The organism is Terriglobus aquaticus (genome assembly GCF_025685415.1).
In the GTDB taxonomy this organism is placed as follows: domain Bacteria; phylum Acidobacteriota; class Terriglobia; order Terriglobales; family Acidobacteriaceae; genus Terriglobus; species Terriglobus aquaticus.
In genome coordinates, this window is sequence record NZ_JAGSYB010000001.1 from 2842686 (window position 1) to 2862354 (window position 19669).

General features: G+C 62.4%; 15 protein-coding genes. 1 reads left to right on the forward strand and 14 read right to left on the reverse strand.

Annotated features, from left to right (window positions below; translation table 11 throughout):
• The first annotated feature begins 267 nt into the window (after window positions 1-267).
• Window positions 268-2301, forward strand: a complete 2034-nt coding sequence (locus OHL12_RS11815) for an Ig-like domain repeat protein (protein ID WP_263414018.1) — start codon at window positions 268-270, stop codon at window positions 2299-2301.
• Between the two features lie 190 nt (window positions 2302-2491).
• Here OHL12_RS11815 and OHL12_RS11820 read toward each other — a convergent pair whose 3' ends face one another.
• The 14 genes from OHL12_RS11820 to OHL12_RS11885 all read right to left on the reverse strand — a co-directional run bounded on the left by OHL12_RS11820 (window position 2492) and on the right by OHL12_RS11885 (window position 19553).
• Window positions 2492-4225, reverse strand: coding sequence for an IlvD/Edd family dehydratase (locus OHL12_RS11820; protein ID WP_263414019.1), 1734 nt, complete (start codon window positions 4223-4225; stop codon window positions 2492-2494).
• A 99-nt stretch (window positions 4226-4324) separates the two neighbouring features.
• Window positions 4325-5179: a fumarylacetoacetate hydrolase family protein gene (locus OHL12_RS11825; protein ID WP_263414020.1), complete on the reverse strand. Its 855-nt coding sequence runs from the start codon at window positions 5177-5179 to the stop codon at window positions 4325-4327.
• A gap of 124 nt (window positions 5180-5303) precedes the next feature.
• Window positions 5304-6038: a polysaccharide deacetylase family protein gene (locus OHL12_RS11830; RefSeq protein WP_263414021.1), complete on the reverse strand. Its 735-nt coding sequence runs from the start codon at window positions 6036-6038 to the stop codon at window positions 5304-5306.
• Window positions 6028-6744: a polysaccharide deacetylase family protein gene (locus OHL12_RS11835; protein ID WP_263414022.1), complete on the reverse strand. Its 717-nt coding sequence runs from the start codon at window positions 6742-6744 to the stop codon at window positions 6028-6030. Before OHL12_RS11835 ends, OHL12_RS11830 begins: the two co-directional genes overlap by 11 nt.
• Window positions 6741-7163 carry a hypothetical protein gene (locus OHL12_RS11840; RefSeq protein ID WP_263414023.1) on the reverse strand — a complete coding sequence of 141 codons (423 nt, stop codon included), beginning with the start codon at window positions 7161-7163 and terminating at the stop codon, window positions 6741-6743. The genes OHL12_RS11835 and OHL12_RS11840 overlap by 4 nt, the downstream gene beginning before the upstream one ends.
• Before the next feature lie 34 nt (window positions 7164-7197).
• Window positions 7198-8163 (reverse strand): carbohydrate ABC transporter permease, encoded by a 966-nt coding sequence (locus OHL12_RS11845; RefSeq protein ID WP_263414024.1) that lies wholly within the window; start codon window positions 8161-8163, stop codon window positions 7198-7200.
• Complete coding sequence (locus OHL12_RS11850) at window positions 8160-9029, reverse strand: carbohydrate ABC transporter permease (RefSeq protein ID WP_263414025.1); 870 nt, start codon at window positions 9027-9029, stop codon at window positions 8160-8162. The genes OHL12_RS11845 and OHL12_RS11850 overlap by 4 nt, the downstream gene beginning before the upstream one ends.
• A gap of 7 nt (window positions 9030-9036) precedes the next feature.
• Window positions 9037-10326 (reverse strand): ABC transporter substrate-binding protein, encoded by a 1290-nt coding sequence (locus OHL12_RS11855; RefSeq protein WP_263414026.1) that lies wholly within the window; start codon window positions 10324-10326, stop codon window positions 9037-9039.
• Window positions 10327-10392: 66 nt separating this feature from the next.
• A complete protein-coding gene (locus tag OHL12_RS11860; protein WP_263414027.1) occupies window positions 10393-11400 on the reverse strand; it encodes a 2-hydroxyacid dehydrogenase in 1008 nt (335 codons plus the stop codon).
• Window positions 11397-12464 carry an ABC transporter ATP-binding protein gene (locus tag OHL12_RS11865; protein ID WP_263414028.1) on the reverse strand — a complete coding sequence of 356 codons (1068 nt, stop codon included), beginning with the start codon at window positions 12462-12464 and terminating at the stop codon, window positions 11397-11399. Before OHL12_RS11865 ends, OHL12_RS11860 begins: the two co-directional genes overlap by 4 nt.
• A gap of 36 nt (window positions 12465-12500) precedes the next feature.
• Window positions 12501-13235, reverse strand: coding sequence for a 5-deoxy-glucuronate isomerase (locus OHL12_RS11870; RefSeq protein ID WP_263414029.1), 735 nt, complete (start codon window positions 13233-13235; stop codon window positions 12501-12503).
• Entirely contained in the window at window positions 13232-14617 is a 1386-nt protein-coding gene (locus OHL12_RS11875) for a family 4 glycosyl hydrolase (protein ID WP_263414030.1), read from the reverse strand. The genes OHL12_RS11870 and OHL12_RS11875 overlap by 4 nt, the downstream gene beginning before the upstream one ends.
• A 76-nt stretch (window positions 14618-14693) precedes the next feature.
• On the reverse strand, window positions 14694-15803 hold the full coding sequence (locus OHL12_RS11880) for an SIS domain-containing protein (RefSeq protein WP_263414031.1): 1110 nt from the start codon (window positions 15801-15803) through the stop codon (window positions 14694-14696).
• A gap of 150 nt (window positions 15804-15953) precedes the next feature.
• The gene (locus OHL12_RS11885) at window positions 15954-19553 is read right to left on the reverse strand and encodes a TonB-dependent receptor (RefSeq protein WP_263415125.1); all 3600 of its coding nucleotides are present in this window, start codon (window positions 19551-19553) and stop codon (window positions 15954-15956) included.
• Window positions 19554-19669: the final 116 nt, after the last annotated feature.

The following is a 19669-nucleotide window of genomic DNA, read 5'->3' on the forward strand; positions in this document are numbered from 1 at the left end:
TTCATAGTGGACCGAAGGTTATACCGCTCGCCTCGAGATTGCCAGCAACTTCCGATAAGCCGACTGTAAGACCCATACTCCTGTGGAGCTCGTTCGAGCATGCACTTTGCGTCATGTTTCTCTAAGGTCTGTTATGCTTCGTGGGTCCCGAGCCCAGATACCCAGGAGACCGCGAGAATGTCCAGCTCAACGCCAGTTGTCAGCTTGCGACGCGCAGTTCGCCGTTGCGTCTTCGGCTTATCGTGGTTGGCTCTTCTGCTAGTGGCAATGTCTGGCGCAGGCTTGTCGGCGCAGACTTACACTTCGATCGTAGTTTTCGGTGACTCGCTGTCTGACACGGGAAATGTGGCTCACCTGACTGAAGCGAAGTACACCCTCGCAGGGCGCGTTCCCAGTCCAGTGGCGAACTATACGAATGGGCGCTTTACAGACGGTGCGGACACATTGCCGTACGCCCGAAATTACTTCGGAACATGGGTTGAGCAACTCGCGGCCACGTTTCCCGCAAAACCGAAAGTGATCAACTCTCTGGATGGTGGCACGAACTACGCGTTCGGTTCGGCTACTACGAACACTGGTACCAGCACCTTCACTTATGGCCCGAACGGCGCATTCAGCGTGACCGTGGACAACATGGGCCAGCAGGTTGCGAACTACCTGGCGACGTCACCCACCATCACCAATCACACGCTGTACGTGGTGTGGGGTGGGGTTAACGATTTGCTGAGCTCCACCAGCTACACCGACATCACGGCAGCGGTGGCCCACGAAAGCTCGATCATCCAGCAGTTGATCAATGCGGGAGCGACGGATTTCATGGTGCCTAATCTGCCGCCGCTCGGCGCAATCCCGCGTTTGAACAATTCACCTGTGAATGCGCAACGGGCTACCAGCGCTGCTCTTACGTTCAATCAAGCACTTGCCACTGCGCTAGCAGAGCTGCCGGCAGCGAATCCGGGGCGGGCGCTCCATCTCTATCCGTTAGACATCTACGGACTGTTTCGATCTGTGCTCAATGCTCCGTCCGCTGTGGGACTGACAAACCTGACGTACGGTTCGCAGACCATCACCACTGCGGACCCCGACACGTATCTCTTCTGGGACGATCTGCACCCCACAACAGCCGGCCATCACCTGATCGCGCTTGCGGCAGCAACATTGCTGAGCTCTCCCTTGACTACAAGCACGGTGCTGAATGCAGATCCTTCGAGCGTCGTTGTAGGCGGCATCGTACGGCTGACGGCAACAGTATCGGCCAGTTCTGGAACGGCTCCCGTCGGAACGGTGACGTTCACCTATGGCAACTCCTCTTCGGAAGCTATCTACGTTGTGGCGACCGGGAATCAAACGTCAACCGCGACTTACACTCTCAATCCAGTGATGATTGGTTCCTTACCCATCACTGCTACCTTTACTGGAATCAACGGCTACAGCAACTCCGCTTCCGCCACGTTGACGGAAACGGTGACTCCGACCCTAGTCCCTACGACTACATCTTTAGCATCGTCTGCCCAGACCGCCAACCGTGGTACGGCTGTGACCTTTACAGCTACCGTGAGCGACAGCTTCGGATCGGTTCCCGCCGGCTCGGTGACCTTTCTGGATGGCACGGCCGTTCTTGGCACGATCCCGGTGACCGGGTCCGGCGCAAGTGCCGCGACGGCTACGTTTGCAACTTCCACTCTGGATTCCGGCTCGCATACGATCACCGCAACCTTTGTGGGTGCACCTGGTTACGGGAATTCGACTTCCGCAGCTCTCACGCAGACCATCGTCGCTCCCATGTTGCAGGCAACGCTCAGCGCTTCCTCTTTATCGGTGCAGCGCGGCGGCACTGCGTCCACGTCTGTCACGTTGACCGCAGTTGGCGGCTACACAGGCACTGCTGTTATCGCTTGCGGGACGCTGCCCGCGCACTTCACTTGCACGCCGTCGAACCCATCCGTGACATTGACCAGTACCACCCCGACCGCGGCCAGCACAATCCTCATCACCGCAGGTGATCCTACGAAGAGCTCGCTTGACCACGTGTTCCCTTCTGGGACAGGCGGCTTGGAGCGCGTGCTTGCCTGTTTTCTTCTTCCCGGCATACCGCTGATGGGCTTCGCTGGGCGCAAGAGTACATTGCGAAATAGGCTGCTCGCTCTGCTCTCAGTTCTTGCCACGACTTCGCTGATCGGGCTTGCAGGCTGTGGCTCCGCGGCACCGAATACCCCTGCAGCAGGAAATTACACGGTGCCTATCACCATAACTGCCAACAGCACAGTTACTACTCTCAGCGTGTCAGTCAATGTGCAATGACCGGCGCGGTGGGTGCATGTTGCTCGAGCAGCTCGGGGTAAACGATGACGATGCGAAGATGGCAGAGTGATGCTCTCCCAAACGATGGAAAGTATCACTCTGCGCTGAATTAACTGTGAGCAGTCCTGAGAAGCGAAGTGAGCGGAAGTGTACCGCGCTGTGCGCGTGGTTCCGCCTTGCGCGCCTGTGGCTAGAAGTTGTTGCGGGGGACTTCGGAGCCGGTGCGTCCGACGAGGAAGTCGAAGTCGGCGCCCTCGTCGGCTTGCATGACGTGTTCGATGTAGAGCCTGGTGTAGCCGCGGTCGGGCGTGTTGTGCAACGGTTGCCATTGCGCGCGGCGCTGAGCGAGATCTTTGTCGGAGACGTGGAGCTGGAGGGTGCGGGCTTCGAGGTCGAGCGTGATGAGATCGCCGTTCTGCACGAGGGCGAGATTGCCGCCGACCGCGGCCTCCGGTGCGCAGTGGAGCACGACGGTGCCGTAGGCTGTGCCGGACATGCGGGCGTCGGAAATGCGAACCATGTCGGTAATGCCGCGCTTGAGGAGCTTGGGCGGCAGCGGAAGGTTGCCGACCTCGGCCATGCCGGGGTAGCCCTTGGGGCCGCAGTTCTGCAGCACCATGACGGAGTGTTCGTCGATGTCGAGGTTGTCGTCGTTGATGCGGGCGCGCAGGTCCTCGATGGTGCTGAAGACGACGGCGGGGCCGGTGTGCTTGGTGAGCGCGTCGGACGCGGCGGAGGGTTTGAGCACGGCGCCCGAGGGAGCGAGATTGCCCTTGAGGACGGCGATGCCACCGACAGCCTTAAAGGGCTCGGTGAAGGCGTGGATGACTTCGCGCCGCCAGCAGGGCGCGTTCTCGTTGTTCTGCCAGAGCGTTTTGCCGTTGACGGTAAGAGCGTCGCGATGGAGCAGGTTGTTTTCGCCGAGTTCGCGCAGGATGGCGGGCAGACCGCCGGCTTCGAAAAAGTCCTCCATGAGGAAGTTGCCCTGCGGCATGATGTTGAGCAGGCACGGGACGTTGCGGCCGAGGGCGTCCCAATCGTCGAGACTCATCGGCAGGTCCATGCGGCGTGCGAGCGCGATGTGGTGGATGACGGCGTTGGTCGAACCGCCGATGGCAGCGTTGACGCGGATGGCGTTCTCGAGCGACTCACGCGTGATGATCTTCGACATGGTGATGTCTTGCCTGACTAGATCGACGATGCGGCGGCCGGACTCGCGCGCGAGCAGATTGCGGCGAGCATCGACTGCGGGGATCGCGGCGTTGCCGGGCAGCGAAATGCCGAGCGTTTCGACCATGCAGGCCATGGTGGAGGCGGTGCCCATGGTCATGCAGGTGCCGTGCGAGCGGTGCATGCAGGCTTCGGCTTCGTGGTATTCGTCGAGCGTGATCTCGCCGGCGCGGAGTTGCTCGCTCATGGAGATGGTGTTGGTGCCGGAGCCGATGTAGGTGCCGCGATAGACGCCGCGCAACATGGGGCCGGCGGAGATGCCGATGGTGGGCACGTCGACCGAGGCGGCGCCCATGAGCAGCGATGGCGTGGTCTTGTCGCAACCCATGAGCAGCACGACGCCGTCCAGCGGGTTGGAGCGGATGGACTCCTCGACCTCCATGGCGGCGAGGTTGCGATAGAGCATAGCGGTTGGGCGCGTTAGGGTTTCACCGGGCGACATGGCCGGGAACTCCAGCGGGAAGCCGCCTGCCTCAAGCACGCCCCAGCGCACGTGGTCGGCGATGGTTTTGAAATGGGTGTTGCAGGGTGTGAGCTCGGACCAGGTGTTGCAGATGCCGATGACGGGACGGCCTTCGAAGACGTCCTGCGGAAAGCCGCGGTTCTTGAGCCACGAGCGGTAGTAGAAGCCGTTCTTGTCCTGGCGGCCGAACCATTGCTGGGAGCGAAGGGTGCCGGCGGTTTCGTTGCTCATGGTGTGTCTCCGGATGCGAACGGTGTGACGGCAGCGGCAGGGCGTCAGCCGCCAGGTCAGCGTGGTGCTTCTCTCGCGGCGGCTGACGCTGCGGTTGCGCTAGAGTGGGCGGGCGTCGATGACGTGTTGGCGTTGTTCACCGAGGCCCTGAACGCGCAGCGTCATGGTGTCGCCGGCTTTCAGGTAGACGGGCTGCGGCTTCTGGCCCATGCCGACGCCCGGCGGTGTGCCGGTGCTGATGATGTCGCCGGGTTGCAGCGTCATGAATTGCGATAAGTAGCTGACCAGGTACCGAACCGTGTAGACCATGGTGGCGGTAGTGCCGTTCTGCATGGTGTGCCCGTTTACTTCGAGCGACAGGGCAAGCTGTTGCGGGTCGGGCACTTCGTCGGCGGTGACGAGCCATGGGCCGACAGGACCAAACGTGTCGTGGGACTTGCCCTTGACCCACTGGCCTTGACGCTCGAGCTGGAAGTGGCGTTCCGAGATATCGTTGACGACGCAGTAGCCGGCGACGTGCTCGAGGGCGTTTTCTTCCGAGACGTATTTTGCGGGCTTGCCGATGACGACTCCGAGTTCAACTTCCCAGTCAGTCTTCTGTGCGTTGCGCGGGATCTCGACGTCGTCGTTGGGGCCGACGATGGTGGACGTCGCCTTCATGAAGATGATGGGTTCAGGTGGAACCTGCATGCCAGTCTCTGCAGCGTGATCGGAGTAGTTGAGGCCGATGCAGATGAACTTGCCGGTGCCGGCCACACAGGGGCCGAGCCGCGGTGTGCCCGCAACTATCGGGAGCGAGTCGACATTGAGCGAGGCGAGGCGCTGGAGTGAGCCGGGCAACAGAACTTCGCCGGCGATATCGCCCACTTCGGTGGAGAGATCGCGGAGTTGGCCGTTCGAGTCGAGGATGCCGGGAAGTTCTGCGCCGGGGGCGCCGTAACGTACGAGTTTCATTCGGTTCCTTTGCTTGGTGTTGCGTTCGCAGGACGGCTTACGTCGAGCTGTTTTGATGGGCCGTAGAAGCAGACCCTTCGCTCCGCTCAGGATGACACTGTTTGGCTCTGCAAGCATGTGTGGTTCATCGCGCCTGCAGATCGGCGGTGGGTGTGGCGTGCCCGGGAACGGAGCGGATTCGCTGGATTTTGTAGTTGGAGGTGATGAACTGGTAGCCGGCGCGATCGATAGCGCGGTCAGAGGGTCCGTGCTGGCCGTACGGCTGGCCGGAAAGTGAGGCGAAGGCGCGCACGGGATGGCCGAGATGCTTTTGGAAATCGAGCTGCGGACCGACCGTCTCGTTTTCGAGGTAGTTCAGATCGTCGAGTTGGAGCCTGGCGTGGTTGCGGGTGTGGCATGCGATCACGTGGCGACCATCCATGGCCTTGATCTCGTCCCAAGAGAGCGCGTAGCGACCGTCGGGGTACTCGTCATGGATGATCTTGAGCGTGCGGGAGGAGACGAACTGCTGCTGGGTCGCCGCAGGTTCGTTGACGAACAGGGTGGGCACGTAAAACCAGCCAACGAAGCCGTACCTTTCAAGCAGCGGCCGCATGTTGTCGTAGCCGTTGCGATAGCCATTGAAGATGGCGATGAGGAGACCCGGCTTGGGTTTGTGCCATTCGCCGGTGGTGAGATAGCGATCGAGTTCCGCTTCGTTGACGGAGCTGAAGGCGGAGCTCCAAAGCTTGAGCTGCGCCTCCACTTCAACGATGCGGCGCTTGGGAACATTATGGAAGTTGGCAGTGCGGATGAGCGGTGCGGAGCGCAGCAGCGCGCCAGTCTCGCGAGCGGTTCCGCGGAAGTCTTCAGGAGGCACTGGCGACACCATTGCCGACGCGTTGAATGCGGTAGTTGGAGAAGACGAACTCGTACCCGGCCTGCTGCACCAGCTTTGCCGTGTCGACCTCGGGATGCTCATTCTGCGCAGGTCCGCGGAGCGACGAGAACGCGAGCACAGGACGGCCGAGGTTTTTGCGGAAGTCTTCCTGCGAGCCGAAGATTTCCGCGCGGCGGGCTTCTTCGCTCATGGCGGAAAGCTCTGCGTGGTTGCGGGCGTGGCTGGCAATCACGTGCTTCTTGCTGAGCTCGCGGATCTCCTGCCAGGTGAGGGCGTAGCGGCCCTCAGGGTACTCGCGCGTTTGCATGCCGATGTGGTGTCCCTTGGCGTAGGTCACCTGATCGGGGACGGGGCCCTTGATGAACTCGGTGATGATGAAGAACCAGCCGACGAAGCCGTACTTTTCCAGCAGTGGCGCGATGACGTCGTAGCCGTTGCGATAGCCCTCATACAGCACGGGGATCATGCCCGGCTTGGATTTCTTCCACTGGCCCGTCTGAATGTAGGACCGGAGCTCTGCTTCGTTCACGGAGGTGAACGCCTGGCTGTACTGCTGCAGCTCGCGCTCCATCTGTTCCGCACGGATGCGAGGCGTGTTGTGGTAGTTGACGACGCGGATCAACGGGCGATCGCGAAAGAGCGATTCCTGTTCGGTGGCGCGCGCGGTGAAGGCAGGTGTGCTCACAGGTTGTCGTCCTTTCCGCCATGTTCAAAGTCGCGGTAGGAGAGCAGTTCGATGAGCTTGGCGACGTCGTCGGCAGGCGCATCAGGATGCAGACGGCCCCATGCCTCGATGTACTGCTGGAAGGCTGGCGCGACCCGGTCGTTCGTGGGCTTGGAGTAGAGCGGCGCGACGGGATGCGAAGCGGTGAGGTCCTCGCAGGCAAGGATCATGGGGATGCCTTCTTCGGAGTAGACGCGGCTGCTCAGTCTGGTCATGGCGTCCTGCAACTGCGTGTCATACGTGCTGCTGGCGGTTTGCTGGGCAACCGGGGTAAGGCTGGCGACCACGCCTGCCAAGGGCGTGCGCGTAAGGCTGGAACTCCACGCCACGCCTGCAACGGCGGATTTGCCGAACAGGGTGAGCATTGCACGTCGATTCATGGTGCGGTTCATTGTGCTTCCTTTCTTGAGTGGACTAGCCTTTGACCGCGCCCGCAGTGACGCCACGCACGTAGTAGCGCTGCAGGAAGAGAAACAGAATGAGCACAGGGATAACGGAGACAACAAGCGAAGCCTGTTGCAGGGAAAAGGTTCGCTCGTCGGTGAATGCCTGGCGCATGAGGAAGATGCCCACGGGAACCGTTTGCAGCTTTGGCGCGATGCGCGTGGCGGTCATGGACCAGATGACCTCGTTCCACTGATAGATGAAGACGAAGATGCTGAGCGTGGCGAGAGCCGTTCGAGCCAGCGGGAGCACGACGGTGAAGAAGATGCGGAGTTCGCTGGCGCCGTCGACGCGTGCGGCATCGAGCAGATCGTCGGGGATGGAGACCATGAACTGCCGCATCATGAAGATGCCATACCAGGACACGGCGAAGGGCAGGATGAGACCGGCGTAACTGCTGAGAAAGCCCGCGCCGCCCTGACCGAGCCAGCTATTGCCACCTGCAAATGGCCAGAAGCGCAGGATGAAAAACATTGGGATGAGGAAGAGAAAAAACGGAAACATCTGTGCGCCCAGGATGCAGCGCAGGATGAGGTCGCGGCCGCGGAAGCGGAACTTGGCAAGCGCATAGCCGGCTGCCGAACTGGTGAGAAGCTGGATGATCGTGATCGACGTAGTGACCATGACGCTGTTGGTGAGCCACTGCGCCATGGGCAGATCGTGGAAGACACGGATGAAGTTCTGCCACTGCGGATGCGCTGGCAGATAGATGGGCGGACGTGCCAGGCGCTCAGGAACGGTGCGCAGCGATCCGAGCAGCATGTCAACAAACGGCACCACCATGACGACTGCGCCGAGAGAGAGAAACACATACTTGAGCAAACCGCCGGTGATGCGAGGCGGGCGACGGCCGCGCAGTGCGACAGGCGCGGATGCGTGCGGGCTGACCCCGACGTCTTCTCCCGGAAAGATTGCAACTTCGGCGGAGGGTCTCATGCGTAACCTTCGAGCCCTCCCTTGCGCAGCAACCGGAGCTGGACCATGGTGATGGCGAAGATGAGCAGAAACAAGATGAAGGCGGCTGCGGAGGCGCGGCCCAGGCGCAGGTCGGTGAAGGCCATCTGGTACATGTAGAGCGCCGTGACGGTTGTGCTTTGCGCGGGACCGCCCTCCGTCATGACCAGCATGAGCGGGAAGGAGCTGAGCCCGATGATGAGGTCCGTGGTCATGACGAAGAGCAGTGTGGGCCTGAGCAGGGGCAGAGCGATGCGCGTGAAGATCTGGACCGCGTTTGCGCCATCGATACGGGCGGCTTCAAAGGTGCTTTCGTCCAGGCTTTCAAGACCTGCAGAGAGCAGAAGCATGTTGCTGCCCAGGGTCATCCAGACGAAGACCAGGATGACGGACAGCAGCGCCAGGTGCGGATTGCTGAGCCATCCCGGGCCCGGCAGGTGGAGCAGATCGAGCAGGTGATTGACGAGCCCGGTGGGCCCGTCCAGCAGGAACTTCCATTCAAACGCAACGGCGACAACATTGGTCGCCATGGGCAGCCAGAAGATGCAACGCCAGAAGGCTTTGAACCGGCTGCGCGAGATGGTGTACGCGACCAGGAGCGAGAGCGGGATGGCCAACGCGAGCGAGCCTACCGCAAAGACCAGCGTGTTGCGCACGGTGGTCAGAAAGAACGGATCGCGCGTGAGGAGGTACGAGAAGTTATGCAGGCCAACGAAGTGGTGCGGTGCGAACGCCTGGAAGTTGGTGAAGGCAAGCGTGAGCGCAAGGCCCAGCGGCAGAAGGAAGAAGATGGCCGCGTAGAGGAGCGCGGGACTGAGGAACAGGTAGGGTGTGAGGCGGTTGCGCATAGGTCGCCTACTCCTGTTCCTGCAGGATGGTGCGAATGCCTGCGTCAAGCTGGTGAAGTGCCGTGTCGGTGGGGATGACGCCGAGCATAGCGCGCTCAAGATATTTGCCAGTCAAAGCTTCGATCTCGTTCGCGTGGCGGATGCTGGGCTGCGGCAGAGCGCGGCCGGAGCTGAGCGCATCGACGAAGGGCCGCAGGAACGGCGTATTGAGCTCAGCCGTGGAAGCAGCCAGGTCTTGGCGGTTGCCGGTGAGACCACCGAGTGCCATGAGCATGTTGCCGACACACGAGCGGCCGCCCGGCTGTTGCGCGGTGTTGAGCCACTGCAGCAGCGCCCACGCTTCGGCCGGGTGCGGCGAGTTGGCGTCGACCGACCAGAAGAAGCCGTACTGAAGGGTTCGCCAGTCTGCGCCGGCGGGTATGGGAGCGACAGCGACCGTCTGATCGAACCGTTGCTCAAACCCTTGGTGCAGCGGCCGGTTGAACCAGTTGGGCACCACCATCATGCCGATGGCTCCACTGGGGAACTGGTACGGCACCGTGCCCCACTCCGCACCATGCGAGCGGAATAAGTCCACCTCCGCCTGCAAAGCGCTGTGTGCCGCGGCGCTGGTCAGGTTCGTGGATTTGCCGTCTGCCGCGATGAGTTGCTGCCCGCCCGAGAAGAGCAACGTGAGGAATGGAGCGACGATCTGGTTCTGCGAGGAACCGACGGTGAATCCGGAGACGACGAGCTGCCCTTGACGATTGGTGCGCGAGATCTTTGCGGCGTCGCTGATCCACTCGGCCGTATTGCTGGGCGGATGCGTGATGCCGTTCTGCGCGAAGAGCAGCTTGTTGTAGACGAGCATGTATACGTCTGTTTCGGACGGGATGCCCCAGAGCCTGCCATCGCTCGTGATGGCGGAGGTGGTGTTTGGCAAATAGCTTTGCTGGACAAAGCTTGAGATAGAGGCTGGCGGCTGCGCGAGGGCGTTGCTCTCCACGAGTTGCCTTGTCCAGGTGGTGGAGAGGTTGTAGATGTCAGGAGGCTGGCCGCCCATGCGCGAGAGGAACAGCGACTGCAGCAGGTCGCGGTAGGAGAGCTGCCGGTGAACGATGGTGATGCCGGAATGAAGGCGTTCGTAGGCCCGCAGGCAGGGCGTAAGCGGAGCGCGCTGATCGTCGGTGTAGTGCGTTGCGATGGTGAGCGTGAGGTGTTGCGCAAAGGTGGGCGCGGCGCCGATCACGGTGGCGCAGACACATGCGACGGCGCGAAGCTGCGGCGTGCTTTGGGTGCTGTGCTTCCGCGGAGCCATAACCCTAAACCTCACGGTGGATGGCGCGATTCTCCCATACGGTGAGAAGCGCGTGCAAGCGCTTTCCTAAGTGGACCTGTGGACGACGGAGGTGGCGTTGATAGTGTCTTTCGGAACAGATCCGCGCAGAACTTCGAGCGCGTTGGTTGCTGCGCGAACGGCGGCTCCGGTTTTGCCGCCGATGGTGAGGCCGGCCTGGTGTGGGGTGAGCGTCACGTTGTCGAGCGCGAAGAGAGGCGAATCGAAGAGCGGCTCGGTCTCGAACACGTCGAGCCCGGCGCCAGCGATGCGCTGCTCTTGCAGGGCTTGAAATAGCGCTGTTTCGTCGATCAGCTCGCCCCGCGCGATGTTGATCAGGTACGCCGAAGGCTTCATGAGCGCAAGCTCGCGCGCGCCGATCATGTGGCGGGTTTCCGGCGTGAGCGCGGCAAACAGGTTGACGATGTCGGAGTTCCGCAGGACGTCGTCGAGGGACGCATACTCGAAGCCCAGGCGAGACGCGAGGGACTCATCGTGCGTTCGTGTGTGAACGAGGATGCGCGCACCGAAGGCGCGGGCCCGGACAACGAACGCCTGCGCGATCTGGCCCAGGCCAATGACGCCAATGGTGGACCCGACGACGTCCATGCTGGTCTGGGTTTGCGCGGCCCACAGACCTGCACGGATGGCGCGGTCGCCGCGGCGAATCTGACGAACGACATCGAGCATGAGGCCCATGGCGAATTCAGCACACTGCTCCGCGTTTACACCCTTCACGTTGGTCACGAGGATGCCGCGCGCAGAGGCGGCCTCCAAGTCCACGTTGTCGGAGCCGGAAGTGTGCAGCGCGATGACGCGGAGCCTGGGAGCGAGCGTCAGCGCGGCGGCATCGATGCCCATGACGCGGCCCATGACCACGGCGTCCGCATCGTGCAGGGCCGCTTTGTGCTCAGGGGAGAGTTCGTGCCATGGTGTGAGCGCATGCACCCAAGTGATGTCGGACCCGGAGTCACGCAGGATGGCCACGGCTTCGGGCAGCGTGTGCAGACTGTCAGAAATGACGAGGATGCGAGATGCTGAGGCGGACTGGATCATGCGGCACCGATGCGAAGGCCTTGTGCGTTGAAGACGTGGCCGAGGCCAGGGACCGGCTGCAGCGAGACAGGTTGGCCGGGCTGCAGGTCGATGCGCTCGCGCACGAGCGCGGTCAGCCGGCCGGTCACCGACTGCACAATCAGGATGGTCTCAGAACCCGTTGGCTCAACCACCGCGACGGTGCCAGCGATGCTGCCCGGCGCTGCGGGAGCGACGGCGCGCAGGTGCTCCGGGCGGATGCCGAAGGTGACTGCGTCGGTTGCGACTGCACCGGAGATGCTGGCTGGAAGAGCGGGGCCGCTGTTGACCTGAAGCGCACTGCCGACGAGATGTGCGGGCAGGAAGTTCATTGCGGGAGCGCCGATAAAGCCGGCGACAAACTGGTTCGCCGGCCGATCGTAGAGGTCCATGGGTGTGCCGATCTGTTCCACCGTGCCACCGTGCAGAACGACAATGCGCGAGGCCAGCGTCATGGCCTCGACCTGATCGTGTGTCACATAGATCGTGGTGGTTTGCAGGCGCTGGTGCAGCTCTTTGATTTCGGCTCGCATGCTGATGCGCAGCTTGGCATCGAGGTTGGAGAGAGGTTCGTCGAAGAGGAACACTTGCGGGTTGCGCACGATGGCGCGGCCCATGGCGACGCGCTGACGCTGGCCACCGGAAAGCTGGCGCGGGAAGCGGTCCAGCAGGTTAGCAAGGCCCAGGGTTTCTGCGACGGCGTTCACCTTGGCCGCTATGTCGGCCTTGTTCATGCCTTTGAGGCGCAGCGAAAATCCCATATTGCCGGCGACCGTGAGGTGCGGGTACAGTGCGTAGCTTTGAAAGACCATGGCGATGTCGCGGTCTTTTGCGGGCAGGTCGTTGACCACGCGGGAGCCGATGCGGATCTCGCCGGCGGTGACCTCTTCCAACCCAGCGATCATGCGCAGCAGCGTGCTCTTGCCGCAACCAGAAGGTCCAACGAGAACCACGAATTCGCCGTCGCGGATGTCGAGGTGGATGCCACGGAGGATGTGAGCATCGCCGTGCCGTTTGTGCACGTCGCGAATGTGGACCTCAGCCATGCGGCCCCTGGATGCTGGCGTGATGGGCTGCTTTGCTCATTCCGCAAACACCGTTAAGGTGAGCAGGTCGGTGCGCGGCGGAATGCGCAGGGTTGCTGTTTCATTTGGCGCGAGCGCGACTGTGTCCCACGAGTGGATCGGCAGGGTGTCACCGTTGGAGGTCTGGAGTGAAGCGGAAGCAATCGGGTTTTCGCTCTGGATGTGAACGAGCAACTCAGCGCCGGGCGCAACGCCACCGCGAAGATCGAGTTCGAGATCTTCGCGGCCGGCAACTATTTCCGCGAGGAGCAGGCCGAGGAGGTGTGCATGATTTCGTTGGTCCAGCAGCACGCCTCTCCCTTCCTTCGCGGAGTGCCGACGTGTTGAGAACACTGCCGTCTCGCGCTGATGCGGGGTCGTTGCGCGGGCGTAAGCGACGTCGGCGATGGTGTGTGGCGTGAGCCGGTAGACGGCGTGCGGCGGAAGGTATGCGACCGAGGGACGATCGCCGTGCGCGTGGAACGCGGAGAGAGTGAAGGTCCCGACGCTTGCTGGATCTGCTTCGCTGATTCCGATCTGCACGGTCGCGGTGCCCTCGGTCAGGATGAGGAACACCTCGTCGTCTTCGGCATGGCCGTCGACGGGCACGCCTGCGGGAAAGCGGTAGATGCGCAGCGAGCGCAGACGCTGAAAGCCGGTGTTGCTGCCGTCGATGTCCACCGGACGATGCGCAGGTACCGCGACACCCGGGAGGGGGTAGAGACGCTCGTGATCCGGATGGATCAGCTTCATGACGCCGCTCCGGCGAACTGCGGCAGGTGCTGACGGTGGGCAGCGATCAGATCGGTGGCGAGAGATGCTGCCTTGTCGGGATCGCTGACGGAGCCGTCGGTCAGCAGCGCCTCGACGAACAGATCGAAGCTGCCGGTGAGCGCGGCATCGACTGTGACTTCGATGGCGGCGATTTTGGAAAGGAGCTTGGCAGTGAGCGCGGGCGGCAAGGCCGCAGACTGCAGCGGGGTAAAGCCGGCAGCACCGGCCGCTGCGGGCATTTCAAGCACTGCGTCGTAGGGCAGGCCCGGCACCGTGCCGCGATTGGGCATGTTGACGGAGAAGATATGGCGCTTGTCGTTTAGCAGTGATTGCATCATCTGCATCAACTGCTCGGATTCGCCCGGCACGTTCTCGAAGTAGGACGCGGGCAGCGGATCGCTGGAGTGCGCGACGGCCATCATCTCGTCGAACCAGGTGTCGCCCAGGGCGATGCGGCCGTCGATGGAGAAGCGGTCTACACCGAGAGTGCCGCCGTAGTACTTACCGCCGGGGAAACGCTCGGGAAAGAACTCGGTGATGTGTCGGTCGAGCGCGACCGGGAACACGCCGTAGCGGTCGAAAATGTCCCACGACAGCGGGTCGTCGGAGTAGCGTGGAGGGCGGCCGGTGATGCCGTTGGGCCACTCGGTCTTTTCGCGGATCTCTTTGGCAAATGAGCCGCGCTGCTCGTCGAGTTTGGCCCGCATCAGCGGTGTGGCGTCCTTGCCGTCGGCCGTGATGTGAGTGAGCAGGGTGAGATGGTTCAGGCCGTAGCCGTAGCTCTGCATGCTGTCTTCCTCGACGCCAAGAAAGCGAGCGATCACGCCTTCGACATAGTGGACACCGTGGCACAGACCGATGACGGGAACGCCGGTGTGTTTGCGGATGGCGCGGCAGACCGCGGTCATGGGATTGGAGTAGTTGAGGAAGTACGCGTCGGGGCAGAGGTCGGCAACGTCGTTGGCGATGGCGATCATCTGCGGGATCATGCGCATGGCGCGGGAGATGCCGCCGGGCATCATCGTGTCGCCGACCGGCTGGAAGATGCCGTGCTTGCGCGGCACCTGCACATCCTGGTCCCAGCCGGGGCGGCCGCCAACGGCGATGGTGGTGACGACAAAATCGGCACCGGGCAGAACGTCGCGCCGATTTACCGTGGAGGTGATCGGGAACGTGACGTTCTTGAGCGCTAGCATTTTGCGCACCAGTCGATCGACCGCATCCAGCGTGACCGGATCGATGTCGACGAGACCGAGCTCCCACTGGTCGATCTCGCCGCTCAGGATGATGTCGGCAACCAGGCGCTGCGTGAAAACCGTGCTGCCGGCACCGATAAGGACGAGCTTTTTGCGGTCGCTCACGAGGATTTGTCTCCAATGGTATCCGCGATGATGCCACGGCCGGGAATGTACGTGCAAGCGGTTGCAGACATGCTCTTCAGGAGCGACCTGTCTCCGGGTGAAGCTGGAACGGCTTGACCACGCGGGTGACCTGGCCGTCCGGGCTGGGGTTATCCGGATCAATGCCGGCGTGAAGGCTGCTGCAGTACGCGAACAGTTGCGAGAAGACCACTTCAAACGGAGTGCGCAGGGCGTCCGGCAGCACGGGTGCGAGCGCCGGAATGTACCAGTCCGCGGGCCACGACCGGGCGGCCTCTCCTCCGATCACCGCGAATCTGCCGAGGCCGCGGTCGCGGAACTCGCGCACGAAGTCTTCCTCGTACCGCAGCTTTTGGCGATCGTTGGACGCAAAGCAAAGCACGGGTGTGTTGCGACGCAGGGCGCTGGCGGGGCCGTGACGGAAGCCGAGGAAGCTTTCCGCGATACCGAGCCGCTGACCTGCCGTGAGTTCGAGCGTTTTCAACGTGGATTCAATAGCCAGACTTTGCATGCTGGAAGCAAGCACGACGAAGCGCTCGGAGTCCTGCCCGGCAATGTCGTACGCGGTGGCATACAGGTCTGGCAAACGCTGCGTGAGCGCATTGCCGATGGAAGCGAGGTGCGGAGCAATGCTTTCGAGGTTCCGCAGGAGCAGGCCCGCCAGGGTGAGGTTGGAAAACGAGGCGGTCATCGCGAGGCTGCGGTCGTTCGTGTCGGGGTGCAGCGCAAGCACATCTACGCCGGCAAGGTGGGCCAGCCGGCCCTCGGCATTGCAGGTAATGGCCAGGTGTTGAACCATCGGAAAGAGAGCCTGCATGCGACGCACCACGCCGACACTTTCAGGGCTGTCTCCGGAGCGCGCAAACGAAATGAGAAGTCCGCCGCTGGCGAGACCCGGTGCAGCGGCTTCGATCTCGTCTGGCGCGAGCAGCATCAGGTCCGTTGTGGCGATGGCGCGAGCGCCCGGCCACGCTGCGGCAACCGCCTGCCCGGCGTAGGCAGAGGTCCCCGCGCCGGTGAGCAGAACCGGGCCGCTGCCGAAGCTGCGGCCGGGAAGAAAGGCACGAACCCGCTCCAGGGTGTCGAGCCAGAGGCGCGGCTGGTGTTGAATTTCAGCCGCCAGGAGGCTGTTCTCGGGATAGGCGGCGGTTGCAATCGGGTGCGGCATGAACATTTCCTTGCGATGCGCGAAGAGCGCCAGAACAGCAGCGAAGAACAGAGGTGAACGAGCGCTCTACCAGTGCATGGTAGCGGCGTGACACGTCACGAGGTACTGCCAGGTGAGACTGGGGCGTATGTGGATGGTGGCTGCATACGGCTAGAAGTAGAACTTACCCGCGAACTGGATTTGGCGATTGCCGTTGGCACCGTCGCGCAGAGACGTGATCTGGCCGAAGGTGGACTGACTGGCGAGGCTGGTGGTGCCCGGGTTTGCGAAGTTAGGCGTGTTTGCCAGGTTGAAGGCTTCTGCGCGCAGTTGCACAAAGACCCGTTCGGTGAAATTGAAGTTCTTGAAGAGTGAGAAGTCCGCCCGCACGTAGGAGGGGCCGTGGTACTGGGACGGTCCTCCGCCCAGCGGAGCGTAGCTGCTTTGCCCGTTTGCAGTGGCAACCGGAGCGTTGCGGAAAGCCGCTGGGTTGAGGAAGTTCTTCACGGTGTACCCGGACGGGTTGGGCGACTGCGCGTACCGGTTCACACCGGCGTTGACAAAGACGAAACAACCAAACGTGGTAGTGGTGGTAACGGAGCAGCGGATGGTGCCAGGCTGGCCGTCTTCCGCGGTGAAGATGAGGTTGGTGCTCCAACCGCCGAGTACGGCATCCGTAGCGCGATTCAGGTGGTTGCCGTGCGCGCGGCCTCGACCAAAGGGAACGTCGTAGGTGCCGCTGACGTGGACGACTCGCGGGATGTCGTAGTCGCACGCACCGTAGTCGCCGGAGATGCCGAAGCCGGGCAGAGTGGCGGCGCGGAACGAGCCGATGGCGGTGGCGTTCAGGAAGTCGCGGCCGTTGGTCATGCACTTGGAGTAGGTAAAGTTTGCCAGCAGGCTAAGTCCGGCCGAGTAACGCCGCTCGTAGGTCGTTTGAAGACTGTTGTAACTGCCCGACGCCTCAAAGCTGGTGTAGTTGCCGCCGGAGGCGAAGTCAGGATAGGGCGAGAACGCCAGCGTGTTCTGGCCGGGGACCAGGATCTGGTGGGGCCGGTTCGGAGCGATATATACGCCCAGATGGCGCGTGGTGTTGCCGACGTAGCCCACTTGGAATGATTGGTTCTGCGAGATCTGGTACTGCAGCGTGAGGTTGAAGTTCTGGTTGTAGGGCGTGCGGATTTTGTAGTCCTCACCCTGGACCGAGACACCCGACGCTGAGATGAGCGCGGGATTGACACTGATGTTGGTCAGGCCCGTTTCGATGGAGCTGTTGCCGCCGTTGGGGAAGTTCACCGGCGAGTTCGGGGTTTGCGACTGGTAGCTGAGAGCGAACTGAAACGGGAAGTCGCCAAAGGTGTACTGTGACGAGTTCTCAAAGCCGCCGTAGAAGATGCCGTAGCCTGCACGCGCGACGAAGCGCGGCGTGACCTGGTACGCGAGTCCGATGCGGGGCGAGAAGTTCAAATGCTGCACGGTCTGCAGGCCCGGCTGGCTGGTGCACTGAATGGTGACGTTGTCCTTGGCAGCCGCGGCGTAGAAGGCAGGTGAGAGCGGTGTGTTGCACGTCTTCTGCGCGAAGAGGAACGTCGCTCCATTGCTCATGGGCTGGAAGTTGGTTTGGCGACCGTTGCGCTCCACCAGCGGGCCGAAGCTGTCATAGCGCAGGCCCAGGTTGAGCGTGAGGTTGGGCGTGGCCTTCCACTCGTCCTGCACGTAGGCGCCGTTGTAATTGCGCTTCATGTCCGTGGTGGCGATGTTGGATAGCTGCGCGGTATCGAACCCGCCCAGGTTGTTGCCGCCGCCCACGCTGGAGTTGGTGGGAGCGAGCACCAATTGCGCCAGGCCGGTGTTGCCGCCGGTCTGCGTCGGCACGTCGGTGAACTGGCCGTTGAAGGTGATGTTGCCGCGCGAGGCGATGGGCTGCAGCACGGAGAAGCGCAGCCGCTCATAGGTGTAGCCGAACTTCAGGGTGTGATGGCCGAGCGTCTTGGTCGCATCATCGGAGAACTGCACTACGGTGCTGTACTCCACTGACGGCAGGTAGCCGACACCGCCGAGCGGAGTGAGGTTGGAGATGGTGATGCGCGGCAGACCGCCGTTGTTTGGCGCCTGCGGTACACCGCCGATGCCGTACTGCGCAGGAAGGCCCTGGGTGGATGCGTTCGCTTGCAGGCGAGACGATTCCAAGCGGTTGACGCCAACGCGGGCCTCGTTGATGAAGCTAGGCGTGAAGGTATGCGTTTCGTTCAGAACACCGTGATAGGTGGTCGAGTTCGTGAGGCCGTTGTTGAAGGCACCGCCGTCGGCAACGCCGTTGAAGGGCGGCGGCAGATATACCGGGTTCTTCAGATAGCTGAAGCGGGCAAACGCGGAGTCTTTCTGCGAGAAGTACTGATCGAGGCGAACGTCGGTGGAGTCAGAGTTGTTTGAGCCCTGGACGTTGTTGACGTAATTGCCGGTGAAGCCTGCCTTGTTCGGCGCCGGGAACAGAGCGGCCAGCTTGACGCCGTTCGGGTCAAGCCGGTTGATCGGGATCACGTTGCCGGAGAACGGGGTGCGCGCGTAGCCGACCTGGGTGCCGGGCGCCCGGGTGCCGCACGCAACAGTGATGCCAGTCTGCGCGTCGGGAACTCCGCAGAGCACAGCGCGGGTGGTAGCCGGGTCGAAGATGGTGCCCACGGGAAAGGTTCGGCCGAGGCCGTCGGTGTAGGTGGCGCCCCTGCCTTGTGTGATGAGATCCGCGAAATTGGTGTAGCCGCTGCTGGCCTGTGCCGCGGTGGGAACAGTGCTGGTCAGCGTTTGTGCCTGGGTATTGCGCTGGCCCTGGTAGTCGCCGAAGAGGAAGGTGTGGTCCCTGCGAACCGGCCCACCCAGGGTGAAGCCGAACTGGTTCTGGCTGAAGTGACCCTTGGTCGTGGCGAAGTAGTTATTCGCGTCAAGAGCGTCGTTGCGGACGAAGTCCCAGGCACTGCCGTGAAGCGTGTTGGTGCCGGATTTGGTGGTGGCGTTGAGCACGGCACCGGCAGAGCGGCCGATCTCGGCCGAGTAGTTGCTGGTCTGGATCTTGAATTCCTGGATGGCGTCGGGGGGCGGAAGAACGGCGTAAGCTGTGCCGTTGAGGAAGTCGACCAGGTTGCTGTTGTTGTCGATGCCGTCGAGCAGGTAATTGTTCTGTGCGGGACGCGCGCCGTTGGCAGCGAAGCTGCCGGTTGCGCCCAGGCCACGGGTGTCGTTCTGGTTCTGGTTCACGCCGGCCGAGAGCTGGGCGAGGAAGGTGAAGTTGCGGCCGTTCAGCGGAAGATCGACGATCTTTTTCGCGTCGACCACCTGGCCCACTGAGGCGTCCTGCGTTTGCAGTTGTGGCGCATCGCCGGTGACGAGCACGGTGTCAGAGGCTTGCCCTGGCGTGAGCGTGGCATCTACCAGGACGCGCTGCTGCACAGCGACGGTCACGTCTTTGTGCTGGAAGCGGGAGAAGCCGGAGCTCTCAATGCTGACGGTGTACACGCCGATCTTGACCGGGCTGAAGGTGTACTCGCCGGAGGAGTTGGCGATTGTGGTGACGACCTGACCGGAGTCCTGGCTGGTGAGCGTCACGCGGCTGTTGGGAATGAGCGCGCCAGAGGTGTCGCGCACCACTCCGACCACGCTGCCGGAATCGACCTGGGCCACGGCGGCAGACGAGCAAAGCAGCAGAGCGGGCAGCAGGCAGAGCCAAAGAGTCCCGAACCACGACCGGAACGACTTGCGATGGAACATTGCGCACATAGTCACTGCCTCCCTGGATCGAAGCGAATCAACGAAGCGGCCTACAGCAGAGAGCCGATTTGCACGCCGGGGGGACGGGACGATGCGCCTTCTTCTCTGCTGAACCGTCGCTGTGA